This window comes from Microbispora sp. NPDC004025 (assembly GCF_053604425.1).
Genome location: NZ_JBSGHN010000008.1, coordinates 40,759 through 65,252 on the forward strand (window position 1 = coordinate 40,759; position 24,494 = coordinate 65,252).

At 68.0% G+C, this 24,494-nt stretch carries 17 protein-coding genes and 1 pseudogene; 5 read left to right on the top strand and 13 right to left on the bottom strand.

Translation table 11 applies throughout. The annotated features are described in order from the left end of the window. Window positions 1-328 precede the first annotated feature (328 nt). Window positions 329-7,162 (top strand): DNRLRE domain-containing protein, encoded by a 6,834-nt coding sequence (locus ACWEQG_RS20930; RefSeq protein ID WP_452286871.1) that lies wholly within the window; start codon window positions 329-331, stop codon window positions 7,160-7,162. Window positions 7,163-7,181: 19 nt separating this feature from the next. After that, entirely contained in the window at window positions 7,182-7,445 is a 264-nt protein-coding gene (locus ACWEQG_RS20935; RefSeq protein ID WP_452286873.1) for a CocE/NonD family hydrolase, read from the top strand. Window positions 7,446-7,872: 427 nt separating this feature from the next. Here ACWEQG_RS20935 and ACWEQG_RS20940 read toward each other — a convergent pair whose 3' ends face one another. The 3 genes from ACWEQG_RS20940 to ACWEQG_RS20950 all read right to left on the bottom strand — a co-directional run bounded on the left by ACWEQG_RS20940 (window position 7,873) and on the right by ACWEQG_RS20950 (window position 11,853). Then, window positions 7,873-9,279: a PepSY-associated TM helix domain-containing protein gene (locus tag ACWEQG_RS20940; RefSeq protein WP_452286875.1), complete on the bottom strand. Its 1,407-nt coding sequence runs from the start codon at window positions 9,277-9,279 to the stop codon at window positions 7,873-7,875. Window positions 9,280-9,432: 153 nt separating this feature from the next. Continuing rightward, window positions 9,433-9,960 carry a hypothetical protein gene (locus ACWEQG_RS20945; protein WP_363460701.1) on the bottom strand — a complete coding sequence of 176 codons (528 nt, stop codon included), beginning with the start codon at window positions 9,958-9,960 and terminating at the stop codon, window positions 9,433-9,435. Window positions 9,961-10,419: 459 nt separating this feature from the next. After that, complete coding sequence (locus ACWEQG_RS20950) at window positions 10,420-11,853, bottom strand: MFS transporter (RefSeq protein ID WP_452286877.1); 1,434 nt, start codon at window positions 11,851-11,853, stop codon at window positions 10,420-10,422. Window positions 11,854-11,932: 79 nt separating this feature from the next. Here ACWEQG_RS20950 and ACWEQG_RS20955 point away from each other — a divergent pair, with 79 nt between their 5' ends. Continuing rightward, the gene (locus tag ACWEQG_RS20955; protein WP_452286879.1) at window positions 11,933-12,502 is read left to right on the top strand and encodes a TetR/AcrR family transcriptional regulator; all 570 of its coding nucleotides are present in this window, start codon (window positions 11,933-11,935) and stop codon (window positions 12,500-12,502) included. A gap of 465 nt (window positions 12,503-12,967) precedes the next feature. Here the strand turns inward: ACWEQG_RS20955 and ACWEQG_RS20960 are convergent, their stop codons facing one another. Beyond that, window positions 12,968-13,483 (bottom strand): NUDIX hydrolase, encoded by a 516-nt coding sequence (locus tag ACWEQG_RS20960; protein ID WP_452287269.1) that lies wholly within the window; start codon window positions 13,481-13,483, stop codon window positions 12,968-12,970. 292 nt (window positions 13,484-13,775) lie between these two features. On the opposite strand from ACWEQG_RS20960, the gene ACWEQG_RS20965 reads away from it, so the two are divergent. After that, window positions 13,776-14,120, top strand: coding sequence for a hypothetical protein (locus ACWEQG_RS20965; RefSeq protein WP_452286881.1), 345 nt, complete (start codon window positions 13,776-13,778; stop codon window positions 14,118-14,120). On the opposite strand, the pseudogene ACWEQG_RS20970 reads toward ACWEQG_RS20965, so the two are convergent. Beyond that, window positions 14,117-14,473: pseudogene (locus ACWEQG_RS20970) on the bottom strand (acyltransferase family protein); the annotation flags it as partial. The gene ACWEQG_RS20965 and the pseudogene ACWEQG_RS20970 sit on opposite strands and share 4 nt — an antisense overlap. Window positions 14,474-14,856: 383 nt before the next feature. Here ACWEQG_RS20970 and ACWEQG_RS20975 point away from each other — a divergent pair. Then, the gene (locus ACWEQG_RS20975) at window positions 14,857-15,183 is read left to right on the top strand and encodes a hypothetical protein (RefSeq protein ID WP_452286883.1); all 327 of its coding nucleotides are present in this window, start codon (window positions 14,857-14,859) and stop codon (window positions 15,181-15,183) included. A 31-nt stretch (window positions 15,184-15,214) separates the two neighbouring features. On the opposite strand, the gene ACWEQG_RS20980 is transcribed toward ACWEQG_RS20975, so the two are convergent. The 8 genes from ACWEQG_RS20980 to ACWEQG_RS21015 all read right to left on the bottom strand — a co-directional run bounded on the left by ACWEQG_RS20980 (window position 15,215) and on the right by ACWEQG_RS21015 (window position 24,048). Continuing rightward, window positions 15,215-16,450 (bottom strand): iron-containing alcohol dehydrogenase, encoded by a 1,236-nt coding sequence (locus tag ACWEQG_RS20980; protein ID WP_452286885.1) that lies wholly within the window; start codon window positions 16,448-16,450, stop codon window positions 15,215-15,217. Window position 16,451: 1 nt separating this feature from the next. Continuing rightward, on the bottom strand, window positions 16,452-16,940 hold the full coding sequence (locus ACWEQG_RS20985; protein WP_452286887.1) for an Ldh family oxidoreductase: 489 nt from the start codon (window positions 16,938-16,940) through the stop codon (window positions 16,452-16,454). Beyond that, entirely contained in the window at window positions 16,937-18,397 is a 1,461-nt protein-coding gene (locus tag ACWEQG_RS20990) for an NAD-dependent succinate-semialdehyde dehydrogenase (protein WP_452287271.1), read from the bottom strand. Before ACWEQG_RS20990 ends, ACWEQG_RS20985 begins: the two co-directional genes overlap by 4 nt. 282 nt (window positions 18,398-18,679) lie before the next feature. After that, entirely contained in the window at window positions 18,680-19,756 is a 1,077-nt protein-coding gene (locus tag ACWEQG_RS20995; protein ID WP_452286889.1) for an ABC transporter ATP-binding protein, read from the bottom strand. Then, window positions 19,756-20,823 (bottom strand): ABC transporter ATP-binding protein, encoded by a 1,068-nt coding sequence (locus ACWEQG_RS21000; RefSeq protein WP_452286891.1) that lies wholly within the window; start codon window positions 20,821-20,823, stop codon window positions 19,756-19,758. The genes ACWEQG_RS20995 and ACWEQG_RS21000 overlap by 1 nt, the downstream gene beginning before the upstream one ends. Beyond that, a complete protein-coding gene (locus tag ACWEQG_RS21005) occupies window positions 20,823-21,731 on the bottom strand; it encodes a carbohydrate ABC transporter permease (protein ID WP_452286893.1) in 909 nt (302 codons plus the stop codon). The genes ACWEQG_RS21000 and ACWEQG_RS21005 overlap by 1 nt, the downstream gene beginning before the upstream one ends. Next, complete coding sequence (locus tag ACWEQG_RS21010; RefSeq protein WP_452286895.1) at window positions 21,731-22,597, bottom strand: carbohydrate ABC transporter permease; 867 nt, start codon at window positions 22,595-22,597, stop codon at window positions 21,731-21,733. The genes ACWEQG_RS21005 and ACWEQG_RS21010 overlap by 1 nt, the downstream gene beginning before the upstream one ends. A gap of 74 nt (window positions 22,598-22,671) precedes the next feature. Then, entirely contained in the window at window positions 22,672-24,048 is a 1,377-nt protein-coding gene (locus ACWEQG_RS21015) for an extracellular solute-binding protein (protein ID WP_452286897.1), read from the bottom strand. Window positions 24,049-24,494: the final 446 nt, after the last annotated feature.

Consider the following 24,494-nt stretch of genomic DNA (forward strand, 5'->3'; position numbering starts at 1 on the left):
CAAGCTTCTCAAACACGCCCACGCATAGTCACGCAGGGTGGTAGCGCGCGAGTGTAGGGGCTGGTCGCAGGAGGGACGGCCACCCTCTTGAACAGGCTTTTTTCTTCTACCTGTCGTCCCGTCAGCAGGTAGATGATCACGCTCTGCCGATCTTGACAGGGGTTTTGGGGCGTTGGCTGAATGCCCATACCCATGCCCTTTCGGGCTCGTACGAAAGTGAGAGTGCGTGACAGCGTTACCCCCGAGGGCGGAGTTGCCCAGACAACCACGTCCTAAACGCCGCAGTATCCCATTGCGGCGAACCGCGGTCCTGTTCGTCGCCACGAACATGGCTGTCGGACTGGCCGCCATCCCATCCCGGGCAGAAGTGCCACAACCGGCCGCGCCCCCAAGCTCCGAAGCCTCCGGGTTCACGGGGGGCAGACGTGTAGCCGACCGGCTGATCGAAGAGGCCAAAGCCAAGGCCCACAGATCCGGCAAGAGGGTGGAGATCCCGGAACGCAACACCGAGATGGTCACCCTGTACGCGAACCCCGACGGCCGGACGCTCCGGATGGAACTCAGCACCCAGCCGATCCGGGTCAAGACCGCCGACGGCAAGGGCCTCACGCCGATCGACACCACTCTCGTTCAGGCGGACGGCGTCATCAAGCCCAAGGCGACCCAGGGGAACCTCGTCCTGTCCGCCGGCCAGGACAAGACTCTGCTCAGGAGCCGGGCGGCGGACGCCACGGCAGAGATCGCCACGCCGTCGGTCCTGCCCAAACCCAGGCTGAAGGGCAACACCGCCGTCTACCCTGACGCCTACGGCAAGGGCCGCGACCTGCTCGTGACCGCGAATCCGACCGGCTTCCGGCAGCAGATCACCATCGCCGAGCGGCCCACCGGCCCGGTCTCCTTCAAGGTGCCGGTGAACCTGCCCGAGGGGCTGTCGTTCAAGAAGAACGCCGCAGGCAAGCTCACCATCGTGGGCAAGGACGGCAAGACCACGGAGATACGTCCGACCCTGATGCAGGACGCGAAGGCCGCCGACGCCACCGCTGCCATGGGAGCGGGCAAGGTAGGTAAGGCCGCCGTCACTCTTGACGCCGACAACAAGACTCTGGTGTTCACTCCGGACGCCACGTTCCTCGCCGACCCGGCACTCACCTATCCGGTGACGATGACCGCCGCGGCATCCGACTGGTGGGAGGGTCACACCGGACAGTGGCAGCTCGGCGGCATGGACACTTTCGTCAACAACGCCGACTACCCAGACAGTTGGGACAACTTCCTCCTCGACCGGATTTTGGTCGGCAAGTCCAATAGTGGCACAGTGCGCTGGCGCGGCTACCTCCAATTCCCGGACATCCCCGCCGAGTTCCGCGGCAGCAGGGTGGAGAACGCCGACCTGATCCTGTGGAACTACCTATCCAACTCCTGCGGGCTGCGAGTCGGGTCAGGGATTACCGCCCGGCAGATCACCTCCGACTGGGATGAGCTGACGCTGCACTGGAACAGCCAGCCCTCGGTCACCAGCACGGGTGCGAACACCGAATACGGCGCCTACAGCACCGACTGCACCGGCTCGATGAACTACGCATGGGACCTTATCCACTCGATCAACGGCATCGTTCAGGCATGGGTCGACGGCGCGCCGAACTACGGCATCCAGCTCACCGCCGGCAGCGAATCGGATGCGACCAACTGGCGGCGCTATCGAACCGACGAGGCCGGCGGCTGCAAAACAGAGCCGCTGCAGGACTGCCAAGGGACGCTCCACCCGCCCATCCTCACCGTGGACTTCGAACTGCCGGACCCGCCGCGTGTCGAAACGGTGGTCACTACTTCGCGTGACCCGCTCACCTCGATTCCTGAATACGAGGAAGCTCTTACCAGGTCCGTCTATATGCCAGAACTCAGCGAACCGATCAATTCGCTGAGTGACGAGCTGATCGCTGCGAACGAGGGGCAGCGGGACGGTGGAGGCTCCCTGATCGGAACCGACAAACTCTCCCCTGGAGTGCCAGATCCTGGCGATAGCGATGACACCACCAATCCAGGCGGTGAGGACACGACACCGCCGCGGGTGCTGGCGACAGAACCAGTCGGCGGCGCCACCGAGGTCCCCCTGGATTCCCCCATCCGGGTGACGTTCTCGGAGGAGATCTTCGATCCAGAGTTCGTGGTGAAGAGTCCGCAGGGCGCCCTCGTCCAGGGCACCACCGCGCTCGACGACACCAAGAAGATCGCGACCTTCACTCCTGCGCAGCCGCTCCACCCCGGCACGACGTACACCGTTGAGGTCTCAGGAGCAATTGATCTGTGGGAGAACGAGATGGCTCCCTACACCTGGACCTTTCAAACGATCGACCAGGCAGCCGCTCGTTGGAGGTTCGACGAGGAAGACGGCCCTACGGCTGCCGACTCGTCGGGAAATGACCATGATGCGAGCCTGAACGACACGGCGGCGTGGATCACCGGAAAGACCGGGAACGCGATCTCCAACGTGCCGTCGCAAGCGCGGGTCGCCGCCTCCCGGGCGGCGGCCGAGCAGGGCAAGGCCGTCGAGGTCGCGGATGAGACAACCGCGACCAGCATCACCTACGCCCAGCCCGACGGAAAGACGTTCAAGACCGAGGTGACGGCCGGTCCGGTGCGGACCAGGCAGGCCGGCAAGTGGGTGCGGGTCGACACCGCGTTGGCCGAGCAGGGTGGCAAGCTGCGGCCCAAGACTCTGGCCGAGGGCGCGGCCGTGGAGTTCTCCGCCGGTGGTACGGATCCGTTCGTGAAGATGACGGCCGATGGCAAATCGTACGCGCTGCGCTGGCCGACACCGTTGCCGAAGCCGACCGTCAAGGGCAGTGTGGCCACCTACACCGACGCCGCCGGTGTGGGGGCCGATCTGGTGGTGACGGCGTTGCCCACGGGGTTCCGGCATGAGGTGGTGCTGCGGCAGCGGCCGGCCAAGCCGCTGGAGCTGCGGATCGGCGTCGAGGACGAGGGCCTGACCCTGTCGGAGGCCAAGGGCGGCCGGCTGCTGCTGAAGGGCACCGACAACAAGCTGGTCGTCGCGGGAACCCGGCCGATGGTGTCGGACGGCGGTGCCAGGGACCTGCCGGCCAGGCGAGGCGAGGCCGGTACGGACGTGGTCACCAAGAACGGCCGTACGGAGCTGGTGATCAAGCCGGATCAGGCGTTCCTGGCCGATGGCGGCACCGCCTATCCGGTGCGTGTGGCGTCGGCGGTCACGCTGCCCCTCGCCGCCGACGTCGAGGTGACCACCTTCGACACGGCGGGTTCGCCCGCTGTCCCGGACACCGCGTACCTCATGGCCGGCACCATGAGCGGGTTCATCAAGTCGCGGGTGCACCTGCGGTTCGACACCGCCGGCCTGCAGGGCAGCACGGTGACCGGCGCCACGCTGTCGATGAACACCATCGACAGCCACAACTGCGGCCCCGCGCTTTCCCGAGGTATCCAGGTCGCCCGCCTGACCGGCGCGTGGAACCCCGACAACATCTACTGGGCCAACAAGCCCGCGCACACCACCGAGGACGCCTCCACCAACTTCAAGGGCGTCACCTCCGACTGCGCCGTCTATCCCGACAGCATGGACTGGAACGTCACCGGCATCGTCCAGGACTGGGCCGCCGGCGCCGCCAACCACGGTCTGGTGCTCAAGTCGCCCGGTGAGACGGACGTCGACAACTACCGGGTGTTCACCTCTTCGGAGGACACCGACTTCACCCTGCCGCCGACCCTGACCATCACCACCAGCGGGCCCGCCTCGGCGCCGGCGGTCGGCGCCCTGGCCATCACCCCCGCCCACAGCGTGGACGGCGGCGTTGTGGCCACCTCGCTCACCCCGCAGCTGGCCGCCACCGTCAGCGACACCGCCGGCGGCAACCTGACCGGCGCGTTCGAGATCGAGCACGACCCGGCCGCACCGGCCGGTCAGGGCACCGGCCAGATCTGGGCGGGCGACTCTTCCGCCGTCGCCTCCGGCGGCCAGGCCACGGTCAGCGTCCCGGCCGGGAAACTGGCCGACGGGTGGAAGGTCCGCTGGCGGGCCCGGGCGGTCAACGCGGGTGCGTCGACCACGTCGGCGTGGTCGGACTGGCAGACCACGACGATCGACGTGCCCAACCCGACGGTCGCCGCCTTCCAGGTCACCCCCTCCCACATGGTGGACGGCGGCACCGTGGCCACCAGCCTGACCCCGGCCCTGCACACCACGGTCACCGACCCGGCCGCCCAGCCCGTACGGGCGCAGTTCGAGATCGAGCACGACCCGGCCGCCACCGGACAGGGCACCGGCCAGATCTGGACCGGCGCCGTGGACGAGGTCGCCTCCGGCGCCCAGGCGTCGGTGACCGTGCCCGACGGGAAGCTGACCGACGGGTGGAAGGTGCGCTGGCGAGTCCGGGCGGTCAACACTGCCACCACGGTCGGCTCCCCGTGGTCGGACTGGCAGGGGCTGACCGTGGACGTGCCCGACCCGGTCTCCGAACCCGCCGTTGGCGCGCTGCAGGTCGCCCCGTCCGAGCAGGTGGAAGGCACCACCGTCACCCCCACCCTCACCCCGGCCCTGCTGGCCCAGGTGAGCGACCCCGCCGGTAAGCCGCTGCGCGCCGAGGTCGAAGTCGAGCACGACCCCACCGCGACCGGTCAGGGCACCGGCCAGATCTGGACCGGCAGCGCCGACAACGTCCCAGCCGGCACCCAGGCGAGCCTCGCCGTCCCGGCTGGGCAGCTGACCGACGGGTGGAAGGTCCGCTGGAGGGCACGCGCGGTCTCGGCCACCGCCGCCTCGGCCTGGTCGGACTGGCAATCCTTCACCGTCAGCCTGCCCAAACCCACCGCCACCGACCTGACCATCACTCCTTCACAAGTGGTGGACGGGGCGACGGTGACCACCACAAGCACCCCCACGCTGGAGGCCACCCTCACCCACCCGGCCGGGCAGCCGTTGCGGGCCGAGGCCGAGATCGAGCACGACCCGGCAGCCCCCGAAGGTCAGGGCAGCGGCCAGATCTGGACAGGCGCCGTGGACAATGTCGCCTCCGGCACCCGGGCGAGCATCCCCGTCCCGGCCGGGCAGCTGACCGATGGGTGGAAAGTGCGCTGGCGCCTGCGCGCGGTCGCCGGCGACACCGCCTCGGGCTGGTCAGACTGGCGGCAGGTCACCATCGATGTCACCCAGCCCGGCGAGGAACCCCTGGCCCAGACCGCGGGACCGGTGATCCACACCGACCAGAGCTTCACCGTCGCCGCATGGCTGCGCTGGAGCGACAAGGACGGCGACTACACCGTCTTCGAACAAAAAGGCACCCATCAGGCCCCCTTCCGCCTGGGTAACGATCCCGAGCACGGATTGGTGTTCACCTTCACCAACGCTGACGCCACGGATGCGACGGTCGAGGGTGTCCTGTCCGGGGTCGAACCGCCCCTCGATGAGTGGTTCCACCTGACGGGGACCTATGACGCGACCACCCGGACGGCCACCCTGCACCTGAACGGGACACAGGCCGGGACCGCGCAGTTGTCCTTCCCCGCCTGGGACGCCCAGGCGCCGCTGCGAATCGGCGCGGCGATGGCCGGGAGCATCGACGAAGTCCACATCTACCAGCGCTCGCTCGACGCCGACGATGTCGCCGGTCTGATCGCATCGGTCACGGCCCCGGCACCTGTGGCTGCGCCTGCGCTGCGGAAGGGGGCCGCGTCGATCCAGGCCGCGGCTCAAACCGGCGATTTCGATTACGACCGCATCAACATACAGACGTGCCAAGTCAGCGGAAGCGAAACCGGGCACGCAGAGTACGATGCACGCATCCGCGAGCTGCCGTACAACTCCTGCTGGTCCTCCTACCTCCAGGTGAACGACTACATAGAGGACGAATCGAGCGGCAGATTAGTGAAAGCCACCTGCAAAAGCCTGTTCAAGAACCCGGTCCATAAATGGGCCTGCAAGCAGGTGGCCGAGTCGTTCGATGATGACATCGCCCTCCGCTTCCGAGCCACGGTAGTCATCCACAGCTATCTCGGAAATGCGACCGGGACCGGTGTAGTGGATGGGGCCGGAACCGGCATCAAGCCGACGGACATGAAGATGTTCATTCAGCTTGATGATTTCGCGCTTATCGATGAAGACGGGGACGTGGTCAAGCCGGGGAGCGAATTGAGTGGCCTACCCCTCACAACGAGGCTATATATTCCGGATCCTCCCCTCACAAACGAGGGTTGCACTACCCCCGACGGAGAAAAGGAAAAGGATATCGCCACCTGGCGATCCAGCCCGTACGATGTCTTCAACATTCGCACGACCATCGATAATCCGGGCGTAGTCACCTGCGCGTTCCATCCCGAGGTCGTGCTTTACACCGACCTCGGGCTGGAGTGGTTGCGCCTGCCCCTCTTCAGCCAGAAGGTCATCGACGTCAAGGGCAAGTGGGTCGGCGTCGCACGCGAGGGTAAGGACGTCCCCGTGGGCTGGAAGCGATGGTTGCCTCACTTCCGCTGCGACAGCCTCGCATTCGGCGCGGCCGATCCAGAGGTCGAGGATCGCGTCGGCGGCTGCATCAACACCAGATCGAAACGCGTATTCGTCATGTCCACCAGTCCTGGTACGGAATTTCCGGAGGTAGCCCAGCACATCAAGGACGCACTCAACCCCGCGACAAACAAGAACACCTACCCGCCTAAGCGGGAAGGGGATCACGAGGTCCCGAATCCGCCTAGCAGGGAAGTTCTCGGCACTGAGCAGCCCAAGCGCATCCCCGGGAACTGGGCGGCTCCTGTCGGTAGCGATGCGGGCGAGCCGCTGCACAGGACCACCAGCGATGAAAAGAACACAGAAAACCGGCTCGTCTTCTCGAGACGTTCATTCATCTCCGATCTCGGCAAGCCGACGCAGAAGATATGGCCGGACAACCCGGGAAGCAACTATTGCAAGTACTACCAGTGGGAGAAGTACATTGCCCCCGGGACCAGTTGGAAGGACCTGAACTGTGACGAGTATCCATTCGCGGCCACATTAGAGGGAGCCGCGAGCACCGAGTGGGACTTCTCAATTCGGGCGCTCAACGCAAAACAGAACCGAGACCAGGGGAATGCCCTGAAGAGATTCTACGCCGACTTCCGGGTCGGCAATGAGAACTCTTTCTGGGTGATGATCGAGTAATAGTCGGCGCAGCGCCTGGATGCCGGGTTCGAGGTCAGCCTGGGACCCGGCATTCAAGCGCAGCCAAACCAGAGTCTTCTCCGCCGGCGAGACGCGGGACTACCACGACTGCGTCGAATGGGCGGGCACTCAGCCCTGGAGCGACGGCAACGTCGGACTGTCGGGGGTGTCGTACTTCAGGTGGTCCGCGACGCGCTCCAGTCGCTCGCCACCGCGCTCCAAGGCCGGGGCTTCGCCCCGCGGCTCCGGAGCGGTGAGGGGTCTTCGCCCCACCTGTTCGTGATGAAGCCTGAGGCTCCCGTGCTCACGGAGGTCCGGTCGCCGGCACATCCTTCCTGTGGGCCTTCAGGCTTTCGCTGGCCTTGGTTAGTTCATCTGTGGCCTACTCGACGTGAAACGCCACGTCGTCGCGGCGGAGATGACATACCTCGATGTGCTGGAAATCTCTGCTTACCGTGACCCGTCCGACGCCGCTCCAGCCCTATCCAGGACTCCCGTAGCTTTCGCCGCCTGAGCCGCGACAGGAGCCCGCGACGAGCCGCAAGAGCCGGGCCCGCTACTACAGGCCCCCAGGCTGCGTAGTCGCGCCCTCCCCGCCGTACACACCTCACGGTCATGTCCACAAACGCCCACTGTTCACCACTCGGCGAGAGATGGGGGCCGGAGCCCGGATTGTCGCGGATCCGGGCTCCGGCTGCACGGCGATGTGCCTAGCCGGCCAACCTGGAGCGGAGCCCGAGCAGAGTGTCGATCACCAGGAACGCGGCCAGGGAGATGCCCATCAGGGGCAGGAAGTACCCCACGACGAGGGCGAACAGGGCCAACGGCGCCAGGACTCCCCAGTGCACATCCCGCCAGCCACCACGTGGGTAGGGCCGTCCGAATCCGCGGGTCGGACGGCGCCGCCACCACATCCGGTAGCCCAGCACGATCAGCGTGATGAGCCCGACCGCGATCGCGGCCAGGACGATCTGGTTGGCCAGGCCGAACAGCAGCCCCATGTGCGCGTCGATGCCCCACTCGGTGAGCTTGGCGGCCAGCGGATAGTCGGCGAATCGCAACTCGCCCACGACCTGCCCGGTCGCCGGGTCGAACGCCAGCTGGTCCAGTTGCGTGGGAGCGGTCTTGCGGATCTCCTTGACCACGTACGCGGCCCCGGGCACGGCCGGCAGGACGATCTCCAGCGGGCCGGACAGCCGCCAACTGGCCGCCGCCAGCATGATCTTGTCGATCCCCACGTCCGGGGTGTCCCCCGCCTGACCACCGCTCGCGGAGTGTCCCCCGTGCCCAGCGTGCCCAGCGTGCTCGCCGAGATCGGTGCTGATCGACGGAGTCGCCCAGCCGAACTTCGTGCGCAGCTCGCCGATGTTCTCTCCGGCGTACTTCGACCAGGTCAGGCCGGTGGCGGACAGGAACAGCACGCCCAGCGCGGCCCACAGGCCCACCGAGCCGTGCCAGGACAACGTGCGGCGCGGCCCGGTGGCGGCGCGGTCGGGGGTGAGCAGGCCGCGCAGGCGGCGGCCGTCGCGGCGCCGCCTGCCCAGCCACAGCGCCAGCCCGCCGAGGGCGACGACCCACAGCCAGCTGGCGGCCAGTTCGCTGTAGATCCGCCCGGGCTCTCCCAGGTGGAGGCGACGGTGCAGGTCGGAGATCCAGGCGCGTACGGGCAGCGCGCCGGAGCCGCCGTAGCTTTCCAGTGTGCCGCGCACCTGACCGGTCCCCGGGTCGACGAAGACCGCCATCTGCGTGCTTTCGGGCAGATTCGGCACGTCCAGCAGCACCCGGGTGGTCAGGCCTGGCTCAGCCGCAGGCCGCACCGCGGTGACCTTCCCTTCGGGGAGGGCCTGGCGAGCCGCGGCTACCTGCTCGCTCAGAGGGACGGCGGTCTGGCTCACCGGCGCGGTCAGCTCGTGCCGGTAGACGACGTTCTCGATCTGGAAGGAGGCGGCGTACAGCAGGCCCGTGGTCGCGGCCACGAGCAGGAAGGGGGCGATGAGGATTCCGGCGTAGAAGTGCAGGCGCAACACCAGCGGGCGCAGCGCCGCCCAGTTCGCACGCCTCGGGTGGGGAGGCCGGGCCGGATCGACGGCACGCTGGATGCCGGCGGTAGAAGTCATGGGGTTCTCCGTTCAACGGCGAGCGCACACCGACAGGTACGCGTCACCTGAGTAGGGGGTTGAGCCGCGGACCGCCTTCAGCGCGGTTCAGGGCGGCGAAACGGGCGCACGGCATGGCGAGCCGATGCCGCCAGCGGCAGGCGGCAGCCCGTGTCAGAGAACGGAGACGGCCAGAGGCGGGCCGCGCCGAGCGACCACCACGACGAAGTCGTTGCGACGAGGGACCGGGAGGGGAGGTTCCCCCACCGGACGGGGAGAGGACGGTGCGATGTCGGCCAGCGCGCCCGCGAGGACGCGCAACACGGCCCGCAGCCCGCGCACCGGCGTGACGGCCAGATGCACGATCATCGCCAGGGCGGACTCACCGTGTTCCAGCGCCCAGGCGGACAAGATCGCCATCGCGGCATGGATCAGCACCATGCCCAAACCGGTGCCGTGCTCACCCGTCCACGGCGACGGCGACGCGTGCGCGGCGCCGAGGGTGAACAGGTGGTGCATCCCGTACTGCGCACCGAAGGAGGCGCCCAGCAGGACTCCCATGCCTCGCTGACGGCCTGCGAGCAGGAACGCGCCCAGCCAGGTCAGTGCCATTGCGGCGACCAGGGTTCCCCCGCGCACGGGAGCCCCTCCGGCGAGCATGTGCAGAGCGGCCGAGACCAGCACGCACGCTGCCGCGAACACCGCGGCACGTAACGCACGCAGGGACGATCCGCCGACATGCACAGCGCAATCGTCCCAGAACGCCCAAACACCTTCCATTCTTGACTTGTTCGATCTCTGGCGGATATGGGTGTCCATTTCCCCACATGGGGCCTGACCAGGATCAACCGCCTGCCGGGGTTGCGGAGACAGCAGAAGGAACTCATGAAACGGTCATACGACCGGTCGATGACGTGACCGGCCGTACTGCGCAGGCGTCTGGCCGATCGGCGTTGCGACGAGTCGCAGCACGCCAGCCGCGCGGCAATCCCTGCCAGGGGTCGCGCGTACGGCGTGTTCATCGTCCTGCGACGACGTCGGGAACGCGGCAGCGGCGGGCCCGGGCGCTGCTCGTGGTTGCAGACCCTGACGACCCGCCGCTCCGGGTGGTCTTCGGTACCGAAGGGCTGCCGATGACCCAGCAGGCCTACGCCGAGCGGCTCACGACGTGGGCCGGCTGGGAGGAGCGGTCAGCAGCGGCTCACTGACTGCCCGGCCTCCTGGCTGTTCGGCCCGGACCTCCCGCGGCGTCCGGGCCGCGGTCAGCCAGAGGGCGGTGAACACGGCGCAGGCCAGCGTCACGGCACCGGCCGCGAGGAAGGCGCTGTTGAGGCCGGATTCGAAGGAGGCGCCGCCGGACTCCCGCGTGTGGACGATCGCCCCGAGCACCGCCACGCCGAGCACCGCGCCGATCTGCCGGGTGGTGCTGCTGACGCCGGAGGCGAGGCCGCCCTCCTGCGGGCTGACCGCCTGGATGGCGGCCCCGGTCAGCGGCGACATGGTGAGAGCGAACCCGATGCCGACGACCGCCAGCCGCCACCACACGTTGCCGTAGCCGGTATCGGCGTGGACGAAGCCCAGCGCCAGCAGCCCCAGCCCGGCCAGGCCCAGGCCGATGCCGACGACGACGCGGAAGCCGTACCTGGCCGCGTACCGGCCCGCATACGGGCTGACGATGACCATGGCCAGCGAGACGGGCAGGGTCCGTAGCCCGGCGACCAGGATCGAAGTGCCCTGAACGTAGACGAAGAACTGGGAGAAGAAGAACGACGACCCCATCAGCGCGAACCCGACCACGACCATCGCCGTGTTGGACACCGTGAACAGCCGCTGACGAAACAGCCGCAGCGGCAGCATCGGCGTCGGCACACGACCCTCGACCACGACGAACGCGGCCAGGAACACCAGCCCGGCGGCGAAGCTGCCCAGGATCACCGGCGAGGTCCACCCTCGGGATCCGCCCTCGATCAGGCCGTAGGTGACAGCGCCCACGCCCGCGACGGACAGGACCGTGCCGGGGACGTCGATCGGCGGTGCGCCAGGGTTGCGGGACTCCCCCAGCACGCGCAGCCCGGCCAGTAGCAGGACCACCCCGATGGGCACGTTGACCAGGAAGATGGCGGGCCAGCCGAAGGACTCCACCAGGATCCCGCCCGCCAGCGGTCCGGCGGCCAGGCCGATGCCGCTGAACCCGGCCCACAACCCGATCGCTCTGACGCGCTCCCTCGGAGCGGGGTACGCGGCAGCGAGCAGCGCCAGTGAGGCGGGGCTCAGTGCCGCGGCCCCGACGCCCTGCAGCACCCGCCCGGCGATCAGCCAGCCGATCGAGGGCGCGAGCGAACACACCACCGACGCGGCCGTGAACACCACCACCCCGGCCAGGAACACCCGCCTGCGGCCGAACCGGTCGGCGAAGACGCCGCCCGACAGCAGCAGCATGGCCACCAGCAGCACGTAGGCGTCGACGATCCACTGCAGGCCGGTCAGGCCGGTGTGAAGCCGCTCCTGCATGTCGGGCAGGGCGGCGCCGACGATCGTGTTGTCGAGCAGCACCATGAACTGACCTGCACAGGTCAGAGGGAGCAACGCTTTCACGCACATCCTTCCTAAAAGCAGTCTGGGACTGCGTTTAGGAGGACTCTAACGCAAGTCTCGACTGCGTTAAAGTGAGGGTATGGATGAGCAGGGGCGAGCCAGGCGGCCCGGCGGGCGCAGCGCGCGGGTCCGCGCGGCGGTGCACCAGGCCGTTACCGACCTCGTCAGCGAGCGCGGCTACGGAAACTTCACCATCGGCGACATCGCGGCCCGCGCAGGGGTGGCCGACACCAGCCTCTACCGCCGGTGGGGCAACCTCCAAGCCCTGCTCGGCGATGTGCTGCTGACCCGGCTCAACACGCAGGCGCCGATGCCCGACACCGGCACCCTGGCCGGCGACCTGCGCACCTACGCCGCCATCGTGGCCCGCGAGGTCACCGGACCCGACGGCCTGGCGTTGGTGCGGCTGACCGTCTCACTGACAGGCGAGGGGCAGCAGGGCCTTCAGGCGCGCGACGAACTCTTGGCCGACCGCACCAGGCAGTTGCAGACCATGCTCGACCGCGCCCGCGACCGCGGCGAGGACCCGCCTGAGGCACTGGAGGTGCTGGACCATCTCCTGGCGCCGATCTACATGCGCGTCCTGTTCGGCGCGGTCCCGCTCACCCCTGACTACCTCGACAAGCTGGTCGACCGCTTGCTCGCCTGATCCAGCCCGTCGCACTGTGGAACAGCAGCTACCTGTCGACCGCCGTCGACGAGCTACCCGCCCAGCGCGTCCGGGAATTCGGTGATCCCCAAGCTCACAGCCGAGGACGTCCCTGCCGAGGCCGGGGAGCTGAAGGACGAGCCGCCGGGATGCCGCCGTTCGCGCCGATCGCCTCGTCCTGCTCCGACGGGCAGCGTCCATCCTGTATATGGCGCGGCTTCCCGCAGAATCGGTGAGCAACACCGGCAGACATGCCGGGAACTGGCACTGCGTTCCACACGAGAGCAGATCGTTTTAATAATGAATGATCAAGGAGTAGTGCCGCTCGAAGGCAACCGAAAAGCGAAGGCTCGCCGTCCCACCGAGTCCAGAACAAGCTCGTCCGGTAATTTTGAGACCGTCGGCTGCGGACCGGGCACCGTTGTCCCGGACCACCCGCGTGATTGCCCGAGCCGGGTCCCGCCTCTATGCACCTGGCTCAGCCACCCACGGCAATGGCACCGGCTGCGCCGGCAGGCGACCGGCCAGCAACGGCGGCATGAGGCGATCGAGTCCGCGGGGAAGGATGACCTCCTTCGTGGAGGCGAGCTCGCCGACCGACCACCAACGGTGGCCGACGATGGACTTCCGCTCGTGCTCCTCTCGGCCTGAAATCTCGAACGTGAGCTGGAACACGCGCACGAAGAAATATGAATTGTGCGAATGCACGCGTTGCCCCGCCACGGTGGAACTTCCCGAGGTGACGGCCACGACCGGTCCGAGTTGGCTCGGGTCCAGCAGATGTCCCGTCTCCTCAAGAAACTCTCGAGAAGCCGCTTCGGCGAGGTCTTCCCCAGGATCGACCCCGCCACCAGGTGTGATCCAAATATGTCGAGATTCCCATGCCGGCGAGCCACGGTAGTGGAACAGGAGCAGCCTGTCACGCGGATCGACGGCCAGTATCCGGGCACTGGCGCGTACGGGAAGGGATACGAACTCGATGGTAGCGACTCCTCTTCAGAAATGCTCAGTGCTCGGGTCGAGACGCCGAAGCTTGCCCATTCCTGACTCTAGCACTCGTGATCCTCAGTAAGTTTACCGATCATCCAAACTAACCTCACGGCGCCCCGGTACCCGTCAGGGACGACGCTCACACCACAACGTGAAGGAAGGCCTCATACACACGCCCCGGCGGCCTCTCGCAGACCGGCCGAGACCATAACCATCGTCTTGCAACATCCGAAACTCATCGAGTCGGCACAGCCGACCATTCCTAATTCGCTTCGTTCCGCTGATGCCGTCGGACGGCGACACCTTCGGACTGCACAAGTACCAACAGAGTTGTCGCGCCGCCGTCTTCAACGACGCCATCGCGGAAAAGCGCATCACCGACCAGCGTGCGCCTGCCCTGCTGCGCGAACGCGCCCGGCAGGCCGACCCCGCCCGGGTGGCCCTCCTGCGGCGCTCGTTGGTCGGGAGGTGGTCTCAGTCCCCGAAGCCGACCGATCCGGAGGCTGCCTGCGGTGTCTGGACGAGCTCGACCGATGCCTACGTCCCGGTGGGCGACGGCGACTCTTCGACGGCGAGACCGGCATTGCGCTCGGCCAGCTACCTGCCCCTGAACGAAATAGCCGGCTAGAGCACCTTCCGGGCGCCCGGCACGGCGCGCACCAGGTACGCCGCCACCCAGCACAGAGGCAGCGCCAGGATGGAGAGCAGCGCTACCTTCGCGATTGCTGGTGCCTGCACGCCGCTGAGGGCGTGGTTCAGGGCGACCACCACGACCGCGTGGGTGACGTAGACGGTGTAGGCGTGCCTCGACAGGAACCTGAGGCGGGGTCCCTGATGGTTGAAGCGCTCACGGAACAGCACCAGCAGGCCGATGATGATGCCGATGGCGAGCGCCGACTCGCATATGGCGGCCAGCAGTGACGGTACGGATCCGTGGCCCAGAATTCCCTCTCCGGCGGAGATCATGACGAGGGTCATCGCGACCGCGGCGACGGCCGCCGTGGCGGGGCAGCACGTTCAGGCGGATCACCGTCGGGCGATCGGGCGACCGACGGCGTGATCGGCAAGGACGCAGACGCTGCGATCCCACGACGCATTCATTGCGGTCACCTGCGGGCATGGAGCTGGTGCGGGGCGGCGCCGATGACCGCGGTCGCCTCCGCCGGCGCCGCCGACGCACTGGTCTCCTCCCGCGCTGTCGTGGACTCCTTCCCCGTCAGAGCGTTGAGAAGGGGGCGTAGACCGGCCGAGCCCAGGCGACCGAGGCCGCCCGGGCAGCAAGCATCACCTGATCACCGACGCCACCGGCATCCCGCTGGCCTTCACACCGGCCGGCGGCAACCGCGGGCGACGTCACCCAGCTCATGCCGCTACCGGAGGCCATCCCCCCGGTGCGCGGCAAGCACGGCCGGCCCCGCCAGCACCCTGACGTCGTCCTCGGCGACCGCGGCTACGACCGCGGCAAGTACCGCAAACTCGTCCGGGCACTGGGCGTGCGCCCGCAGATCGCCCGACCCGGCACCGAGCACGACTCCGGCCTGGGCAAACAGCGCTGGGTCGTCGAGCAGGCCATCGGCCCTGCTCCATGGTTTCCGCCCGCAGGCTGCGCATCCGCGGGCAAGTCCGCGAGGACATTCCTCAGCCTCGGCTGCGCCCTCATCTACTGGCGTCGCCCCAGCTCATCGCGGTAGGAGCTCTAGGCGTAGCCAGAGAGGCCCGTCACTATCTCTGCTGCGGAGTCAGGACGTGCCGGGTCCGGTCCCCGGTCCAGGCCGCTTCGAGGATCGCGGTCAGGCTGGCTGTGTCGGCCGGGCCCGGATGGTTCTGGATCAAGCGGGTGACGCCACTGGCCATCTCCGCGAAGCGCGGGAGGTCGGCGCGTGCCACGCCGATGTCCGCCAGGGTGGGAGGGATGCCGATGTCGGCAAGGAGCCCGTCGAGCCAGGTGAGGAACGTATCCGCGGCCTCGGCATCCGAGGCGTCGGTCACGTCGAGCCCGCACACCCTGGCGAGGATGGCCAACCGGTCGCCGATGGCGTCCCTGGCCGCGTCCAGCGCGTAGGGCAGCAGCAGCCCGACGCCCAGGCCGTGCGGTGTGTGGGTGGCTGCGCCGATGGGGTACTGGAGGGCGTGCGGAGCCGCGGTGCCTGCGTGGGCGAATGCGAGCCCGGCCAGCATCGACCCATAGGACATGTCCGCGCGCGCCTCCTTGTCGCCTCCGTCCTTGACGACACGGGGCAAGCTGCGGGCGATCCGCTCCGCGGCCAGGAGCGCGTAGTGATCGGTGATCGGGTTGCGGCCGAGGAAGACCTGCTCCACCGGGTCGCGCGGGCCATGGGGCCGGGGCCGCGCGGTGTAGCTCTCCACCGCGTGACAGAACGCGTCGATGCCGGAGTGGGCGGAGACGGTCGCAGGGCAGCTGTAGGTGAGCTCGGGGTCGACGATGGCGAAGTCGGGCACGATGTGGACGCTGGAGACTCCCACCTTCAGCTCGCGGTCCGGGTCGGTCAACACCGAGACGGGCGTGAGCTCGGAGCCGGTGCCCGACGTCGTCGGGACCGCGACGAGAGGAATCGTCGGCCCCGGCACCTTCGACTCGCCGTAGTAGTCGCGCGGCGTCCCGCCGTGGCGCCGGATGACGCCGACGATCTTGGCGAGGTCGATCACCGTGCCACCCCCGATGGCGAGGATCACGTCGGCGTCCACCTCCGCGGCGGCCGAGACGGCCAGGGCGACATCGGCGAGTGGCACGTCCGGAGTCGCGTCGGCGAACACCCCGACGGCTTCGGCCTTCTCCCGAACGGCGGCCACGATCTCGGCCACGCTTGGCTGCCCCAGAAGAACCCGGTCGGTCACGATGAGGACTCGCGAGCCGCACTCGGCCACCACTCGTGGGATGTTCTGCGCGACCCCTTCGCCCACTATCAGCTGGCGTGGTCCGCGGACGGTCTCAAGCATGTCAGTGCCTCTCTGGAACGTCGGCGGTGATTTGCTGGGCGGATGTCCAGGTCACCTGCGAGACCGGGACGGCGTGGGCAAGGTTGGCTGCCGGGTGGCGCAGGCGCGCGCCCGGCTTCCGGACTCGGGCGCGCCCGGGCGCCCTCGGGTCCATCGCGACGAAGACGTCGCCCTCGGCGGGCGGTTCAGCCGGGTCGGGGGTCTCGCGGACGTCGTCGCCAAGGGCCGTACGAGTCGAGGTCGCGACCAGCACCTCGATCATGAGCCCGAGGGCCTGGCCTCTGGGCCCGCCGAAAGGGCTGATCGCCCCGTCCACCGCCGCGGCCGCGTCTGTGGCGCGCACACCGGCAAGGTCGACGGCGTCCCCGGGTGCCGGCGGATTCGTGCCGGCCATGGCCCGGGTCCCGCCCCACGGGTGGGGGCGGGTCAGGTCATGTACGCACAGGGCGCGGTGGTCCTCGGCGGGCACCCGGAGCAGCAGGCCGGTCACGGTAGGTCGATCGCCGCGTAGGTGACGTCGAGGTACTCGAGGATGCCCTCGTGCGACCCCTCCTTGCCGATCCCGGACTGCTTCACGCCTCCGAACGGAGCAGACGGGTCAGAGATCAGACCACGGTTGATGCCGATCATCCCCGTCTCCAGCCTTTCGGCGAAGCGGAGCGCCCGCTGCAGGTCACGGGTGAAGACGTATCCGGCCAGGCCGTGCTCGGTGTCGTTGGCCTTCGCGATCACCTCGTCGTCGGACGTGAACGAGATGATCGGCGCCACCGGGCCGAAGATCTCCTCCTGCAGTATCCGCGCGTCTTCGGGCACGTCGACGAGGACCGTGGGCGGGTAGAAGTGGCCCGGCCCATGCGAACGCTCGCCGCCCACCAGGACACGGGCGCCGCGATCGACCGCGTCGGCGACGAGCTCGTCGATCTTGGTGACCGAGGGCTCGTCGATCAACGCGCCGACGTTCACGCCGTCGTCGAGACCATGGCCCATCGAGAGCGCGCCCATCCGCTCGGCGAAGCGCGCCGTGAACTCCTCACGCACCGGCTCCTCGACGTAGATCCGGTTGGCCGCGATGCAGGACTCCCCGATGTTGCGCATCTTGGCCACCATGGCACCGTCGAGCGCGACGTCCAGGTCCGCGTCGGCACACACGATCAAGGCCGCGTTGCCGCCCAGTTCCATGGAGGTGCGCAGCACGTTGTCCGCCGCCTGCCGCAGCAGCACACGCCCGACCTCGGTCGACCCGGTGAACGACAGCTTGCGGGTCCGGCGGTCGGCCAGCAGTGCCGAGACCACCTCGCCAGAACGCTTGGTCGTCACCACGTTGACGACGCCCGGGGGAACGCCGACCTCCTCCATGATGCGGGCCAGGAACAGCATGGTCAGTGGCGTCTGGGCGGCCGGCTTGGTGATCGTCGTGCAGCCCGCCGCCAGCGCAGGAGCGATCTTGCGGGCACCCATGGCCAGCGGAAAGTTCCAGGGCGTCACGAAGACGCACGGTCCGACCGGCTTCGGCACGGTGAGCACGCGATATCCACCAGCGGGAGCGGTGTTGTAGCGCCCCTCGACGCGCACCGCCTCCTCGGCGAACCAACGGAAGAACTCGGCGCCGTAGGCCACCTCTGCCCGAGCCTCGGCGAGCGGCTTGCCCATCTCGAGCGTTATCAGCCGGGCGACCTCCTCGGATCGCTCGGTCAGTGCCCGGTACGTCGCGAGCAACAACTCTGACCGTTTTCGCGGCGGGGTCGCCGCCCACTCCGCCATCGCCGTGCTCGCCGCGTCCAGAGCGGCGAGCCCGTCAGCGACGCCGGCGTCCGCCACCTCGGCGATGGTCTTACCGGTGGCCGGGTCCTCGACGGGGAAGGTGGCTCCGCCGGCGGCATCGCGCCAGGCGTCGCCGATCCGGAGCCGCCGGTGCTCGGGGGCCAGGACGTTCATCGGGTCACTCATCGCGTCGCCTCCTGTGATGTTCTTGGTGATGTCCGGTGTGACCTCGGCGATCGCGCCACGCGCGTTGACGAACGGGTCACACGACCTCGTGGGGCCGAGGTCGCCGAGCGGGTCCAACGTGGCCTCGGTCCTGGCCGCAGGGCGACGCCCCACGCCCACGATCGCCTTCTCGGGCCATGGCTGCTTCGGCGTCGTCAGGCCGTGCTCACCCGTGACGCCGAGGCTCGATCGCCACGTGCGGGCGCATGTCGACGTCGCCGCCCTGTCGCCGCCCCTGTGCGGTTACCTCCCGGCCTCGGACAGCGCCAGCCCGGTGCCCGCGTCGAACAGGTGCGCCCGGTCCAGGTCCACCGTGACATGCAGCCGCTCGCCCGGCGTACCGGTAAAGGTGGGTCGTGCCTTGACCTTGAGGATCTCCGTCCCCACTTGGACGTCGACCACCGTCCGGTCACCGAGCGGCTCAAGGCCGTAGAGCTCACCCGGCAACGACGCGTCCCCACGCTGCTCGACGGACAGGTCCTCCGCGCGCAGGCCCAGCAGCAGCGGACGTCCGTCCTCAGCCGTGGTCCAGCGGGGCCGCGGCAGCGTCCAGCCGTCCGTCCCGACCAGACGATCTCCCTCGGCGCGGCAGGCGAGCAGGCTGATCGACGGGCTCCCGACGAAGCCTGCGACCCACTGGTTGGCCGGACGCTCGTACACCTCGGCCGGCGTTCCGACCTGCTGCACCTTCCCGTCCTTGAGGACCGCGACCTGGTCGGCCATGGACAGGGCCTCGACCTGGTCGTTGGTGACATAGATGAAGGTCGCTCCGAGGCTCCGGTGGATGCGGGTGAGCTCGGTGCGCATCTCGACGCGGAGCTTGAGGTCGAGGTTCGTCAGCGGCTCGTCCATGAGGAACGCGCGCGGGCTACGGACCAGCGCCCGGGCCAGGGCGACACGCTGCATCTCACCGCCCGACATCTGCGCCGGACGACGCTGCAGCAGACGTTCGATGTGCAGCAGGCTCGACATCCGCTCGACGGCAGCGGCGATCTCGCTCGAAGAGCAACGGCGTGCCCGCAGCGGCGAAGCGATGTTCTCGTACGCCGTGAGTCGCGGGTAGAGGGCGTAGCTCTGGAAGACCATGGCCAGGTCGCGATCGGCCGGGGCGTCACCGGTCGCGTCCCTCCCGTCCAGATGCACCGACCCGGCGTCGAGCTTCTCAAGGCCGGCGATCGCTCGCAGGGTCGTCGTCTTGCCCGCCCCGGAGGGTCCGAGCACGACGAAGAACGAGCCGTCCGGCACGTCCAGCGTCACCCCGTCCAGGGCCTGGACCTTACCGAAGGACTTGCGCAGCCCCTCAACTGCCACGGTTCCCATCAGGCCACCAGCTCTTCCGTGCTCACGTCGTAGACCGGCGGGGGCCCGCCGGTGTGCCGCAGCCCGACCGGTGCGTCAGCGGCGAAACGGACAGTCGGTGGCATCCGAACCCGTACGTCGCGCTGGCCGCCGTGGTCGACCACGTAGATGATCTCGTCGCCCAGCCACTCCGCCGAGACCACGCGGGCCGGGACCGTACCCTCCGCCCCTGGTTCTGTGACTTCCAGCGCCTCCGGCCGGACGCCCGCGACCAGGGATCGGTCGCGCGGCAGGCCCGGCGGCGGCGTGAGGACCAGTCCGCCCTGCGCGCGCAGCTTCCCGTCGGCCACCTCCACCTTGATGAGGTTCATCGGCGGGGAGCCGATGAATCCGGCGCAGAAAAGACTCGCCGGACGGTCGTAGACCTCCAGCGGCGTGCCGATCTGCTCGACGCGGCCCTTGTTGAGGATGGCGATTCTGTGACCGAGCGACATCGCCTCGACTTGATCGTGGGTGACGTAGACCATCGTCGCCCCCAGCTCCCCCTGCAGGTGCTTGATCTCCGTGCGCATGTCCTCCCTCAGCTCCGCGTCCAGGTTGGTGAGAGGCTCGTCCATGAGGAATGCGCGCGGGCGTCGCACCAGGGCGCGGGCAAGCGCGACGCGCTGCTGCTCCCCGCCGGACAGCCGGTGCGGTCGCCGGTCCAGGAGCGGAGTGAGCCGCATCAGCCGGGCGGCCTCGTCGACCCGCTCGCGCACCTCCGCCTTGGGCAGTCCCTCGGCCCGCAGTGGGAACGCCAGGTTGTCGCGGGTTCTCAGATGCGGGTAGAGAGCGTAGAACTGGAACACCATGGCGATGTCGCGCTCGGCGGGCGGCAGGTCGTTGACCAGCGTGTCGCCGATGCGGATGTCGCCCGTCGTCTGCCTCTCCAGGCCGGCTATGGCCCGCAGCGTCGTCGTCTTGCCGCAACCCGAAGGGCCGAGCATCACGAACAGCTCGCCGTCGCCGATGGACAGGTCCACGTGTTCAACTGCGACCGTCCCGTCCGGGTAGCGCTTGTGCAGGGCGGTCACCTCGATGCCGGCCATCAGCGTCGCACCGCCCCGAGCGTCACACCGGCGACGAGGTGCTTGCGCACCAGGTAGGCGAAGACGAGCACCGGTAGGGCGAACACCACGGAGGCGGCGGCCACGAGACCCCAGTCCACAGTGGTTCCACCGATGAGACCGGCGATGGCGGGTGGGGCCGTCCGCACGCTGTCGCTGGAGGTAAGGAAGATGGCGAACACGAACTCGTTCCACGAGAAGATGAGTGCGAAGACCGCGGTCGCGGCGATGCCGGGCAGGAGCAGGGGAAGGGTGAACTTCCAGAACGCCTGCAAGCGGGTGTAGCCGTCGAGCATGGCGGCATCCTCATACTCCGCGGGCACCTCGTCGACGAACCCCTTCATCATCCAGATCGTGAACGGGACGTTGAACGCGGCGTAGATGAGGATCAGGCCGAGCTTGCTGTCGATGAGTCCGACTTGGCGGTACATGAGGAAGATCGGGATCACGACCACCACGGGTGGCATGAAGCGGGTGGACAGGATGAAGAACAGCTGGTCCTTCTTGGCCTTCACGGAGAAGCGTGAGTAGGCCCAGGCCGCCGGGACCCCCAGCACGGTGGCCAGCGCCGTGGAGACTCCGGCGACCACGACGGAGTTAAGGAACGAGACGGACAAGGCCGAGCGGCCGCCGGAGGCGACGAACACGTCCTTGAAGTGATCCAGAGTGACCGTGAAGTCGAAGAACTTGGCCGGGATGGCGTAGACGTCCCGGTTCTCCTTGATGGACGTCTCGATCATCCACAGCGCCGGGAAGAGCATCACGACGGCCAGCACGGCCAGTAGCGCGACCTCCAGCACGGCGCGGCCCCGGCCGCCGAAGCGACGCGCGGGGGGCGTGTGATCCCGGCCAGGACCTGTGGACACGGCCTCGTCGACGGAGACGGCCATCAGTCCTCCTTGAGCTTGTTCAAGTAGCGCAGATAGAGCTGCGTCAGGACGATGACGATGAGGACCATGAGGATCCCGTACGCCGAGGCGGTTCCGGTGTTGAAGCCCAGGAACCCGACCTTGTAGACGTGGAACGACAACGTCTCGGTGGAGACGCCAGGACCTCCGTTGGTGAGGATGTAGACGAGGTCGAACAGCCGGAAGGCCTCGATGGCCCTGAACAACACGGCGATGAGGAGCAGCGGCCACACCAGCGGAAGGGTGATGGTGCGGAACTTGAACCACTCGGACGCGCGATCGATCGAGGCGGCCTCGTACAAGTACTTGGGAACCGCGGTGAGGCCCGCGAGTGCGATGAGCATGATGAACGGCGTCCATTGCCAGGTGTCGACCACGATCAGGGAAATCAGGGCCGTTCTCTGCCGGGTGAGCCACTCCACCTGTCCCAGGCCGAGCGAGCCGAGCATGCTGTTGATCACGCCGAATTGCGCGTCGAGCATGAATCGCCAGAACAGCCCGACCACGACCGGCGACAGCATCATCGGAACCAGGAACAGAGTGGTCAGCACTCCTCGCCCGCGCGTGCGCCGTGAGATCAGGTAGGCGATGGCGAAACCGAGCACGGTCTGCAGGACGACCGCGCCGACCACGTAGATCAGCGTCGTCAAGGCCCTCAGGTGGACCTGCGCCGAAGTCAGGATGGCGGTGTAGTTCTCGAACCAGACGAAATGGGCCGGCCCCCCGCGGGTGGCCGAGTAGTCGGTGAAAGACAGGTACAACGCCCACAGCAACGGGAAAACCGACATCGCGAGCAACAGCAGCAGCGCCGGGGAGATGAAGGCCACGGCGAGCGTGCGGTCGCTCAAGCGGCGGGACCGCCCCGGTGCAGGCGGCGTCGCGGACGCCACCTGCCCGGGGTGGTCGGTCGTCAGAGGGGAACTCACAGTCCGCCGCCGCCCTTGCGGTTGCCGGAGTCGAGCACGCCCTGCTGCTGCTTGGCGATGTCGTCGAGCGCCTCCTTCGGCTTCTTCGCGCCGTTGAGAGCCGCGTTCACGTTGGTGTTCTCGATGTCGACGAGGCGCGCGTACTCGGGCACGTTCCACATGTCCCGCATCCGCGGAACCGAGTCGGCGTACACCTTGTTGAACGGCCCGGCGTTGAGGAACTCGGGCGACGCCAGGGCGTCCGTACGCGACGGCACGCCGCCGGCCGCGGCCCACTTCTTCTGGATGTCAGCCTGTTCGAACCACTTCATGAAGTTCAGGGCCTCCGCCTGGTTCGCCGTGGGCGAGTAGGCCGACACGTGCATCCCCATGCCGCCGAGAGGCACCAGGTTCGTCTTCTGGCTCGGCAGGGGGGCGAAACCCAGCTTGTCGAGAATCTGCTCCCGTGAGGTGCCGAGCGTCGACTGCTTCGGGTCGAGCAGGCCGCCGCTCGCGGCGATCCAGTTGAACGCGATGCATGCCTTGCCCTGGGCGACCGCCGCGTTCACCTCGTCGATGAACCAGTTGCCGGAGCCCTTGGCGGTCAGCGGCTTCATCTTGTTGACCAGGACGTCCATCGCCTCCTGGCCCGCGGCGTCGTTGAGAACGCCGTCGATCTTGCGCGTCTTGGCGTCCCAGAGGTTGCCGCCGTAGACGCCGTTGACCGTGTTGTAGGTGACGGCCGCGGCGTCGGAGCCGTTGGCCTGGTGGAAAGCCAGCCCGCTGACGCCGGGGTTGTCCGCCTGGCACTTCTCGGCGACCGAGATCATCTCGTCCCACGTCTGCGGCGGCTTGTCGCCGATCAGATCCTTGCGGTAGATCATCGTCCAGGTGTCGCCGAGCAGCGGCAGTCCGTACAAGCTGGCGTTTTCGTCGCGCTTGCCGGTCTCCGCCTGGGGGTACTGGCCGTAGGCCGCCAGGAGGTAAGGGTTGTAGGCATTGACGTCGATGTTCTTCTTGACGAAGTCGGTGATGTCGAGGATGTTGCCGTTCGTCACGGCCTCGCCGATGTGTTGCGAGTCCAGGATCGCGATGTCGAAGTCGGTCTTGTGCGCTGCGAACTGGGTGAACATCGCGTCGTGCCAGTTCGCGTTCGGCACGGTGTTGACCTTGACGGTGACGTTCGGCCGCTCCTTGGCGTACTCCGCGTTCGCGAACTCTTCCAGCGCGTGGGCGGGGGGCCAGTCGAACCAGATGAACTTGAGGGTCAGCGGGTCCTTGGTGAGCTCCGGGACGGTCGCCGGCGCCTTGGGGGCGCTCGACTGCGCGCCGTCGTCCTGGCCGCAAGCCGCCATGGTCGTGGCCACCAACATGGCCGCCGTCGCCAGCCGCACCGTTCGACCGGGAACGGACAGTCGTCCTATTCGCTTCGGATACCGCATCCTCTTGCCTGCTTTCTGGGGTGGGGACGTCTGGAGCCCTGCTGCGTGCTTCGCCGAGCAGTCTGGGGGGTGTTCAGGCGTGTTGCCGGCTGTCGCAGGGGCTGACCCGCAGACCGGCGTCACGAGTACGCCGCGACGTAATTGGGCTTCAAGCAGTCGAGAAGTCCTTCGGTCCTTGTGCCGCCCAGTGGCGGATCGAGTAGGACCGACGTCGACATGCTCATGAGAAGCTCCAACTGATCGAAGCGGAGCGATGACGGGCGGTTTCGTAATGGGTGAAGGATGGCTGGCATCCGCCACCTTTCCTATACGATCCGAGTGGGGGCGTCAATATCCCGCAGCGTTGCGACCGACGTCAACAGGTCCCCGAAGACGTAAGAAAGGACCTCATGTCAACG

Bases quoted from the DNA above. Each gene is read 5' to 3' on its own strand.
- ACWEQG_RS20990 (WP_452287271.1), bottom strand. From the start codon at position 18,397: ATGAGTGACCCGATGAACGTCCTGGCCCCCGAGCACCGGCGGCTCCGG.
- ACWEQG_RS20940 (WP_452286875.1), bottom strand. From the start codon at position 9,279: ATGACTTCTACCGCCGGCATCCAGCGTGCCGTCGATCCGGCCCGGCCT.
- ACWEQG_RS21005 (WP_452286893.1), bottom strand. From the start codon at position 21,731: ATGGCCGTCTCCGTCGACGAGGCCGTGTCCACAGGTCCTGGCCGGGAT.
- ACWEQG_RS21000 (WP_452286891.1), bottom strand. From the start codon at position 20,823: ATGGCCGGCATCGAGGTGACCGCCCTGCACAAGCGCTACCCGGACGGG.
- ACWEQG_RS20995 (WP_452286889.1), bottom strand. From the start codon at position 19,756: ATGGGAACCGTGGCAGTTGAGGGGCTGCGCAAGTCCTTCGGTAAGGTC.
- ACWEQG_RS20980 (WP_452286885.1), bottom strand. From the start codon at position 16,450: ATGCTTGAGACCGTCCGCGGACCACGCCAGCTGATAGTGGGCGAAGGG.
- ACWEQG_RS20935 (WP_452286873.1), top strand. From the start codon at position 7,182: ATGCCGGGTTCGAGGTCAGCCTGGGACCCGGCATTCAAGCGCAGCCAA.
- ACWEQG_RS20955 (WP_452286879.1), top strand. From the start codon at position 11,933: ATGGATGAGCAGGGGCGAGCCAGGCGGCCCGGCGGGCGCAGCGCGCGG.
- ACWEQG_RS20975 (WP_452286883.1), top strand. From the start codon at position 14,857: ATGCCGCTACCGGAGGCCATCCCCCCGGTGCGCGGCAAGCACGGCCGG.
- ACWEQG_RS20965 (WP_452286881.1), top strand. From the start codon at position 13,776: ATGCCGTCGGACGGCGACACCTTCGGACTGCACAAGTACCAACAGAGT.
- ACWEQG_RS20930 (WP_452286871.1), top strand. From the start codon at position 329: ATGGCTGTCGGACTGGCCGCCATCCCATCCCGGGCAGAAGTGCCACAA.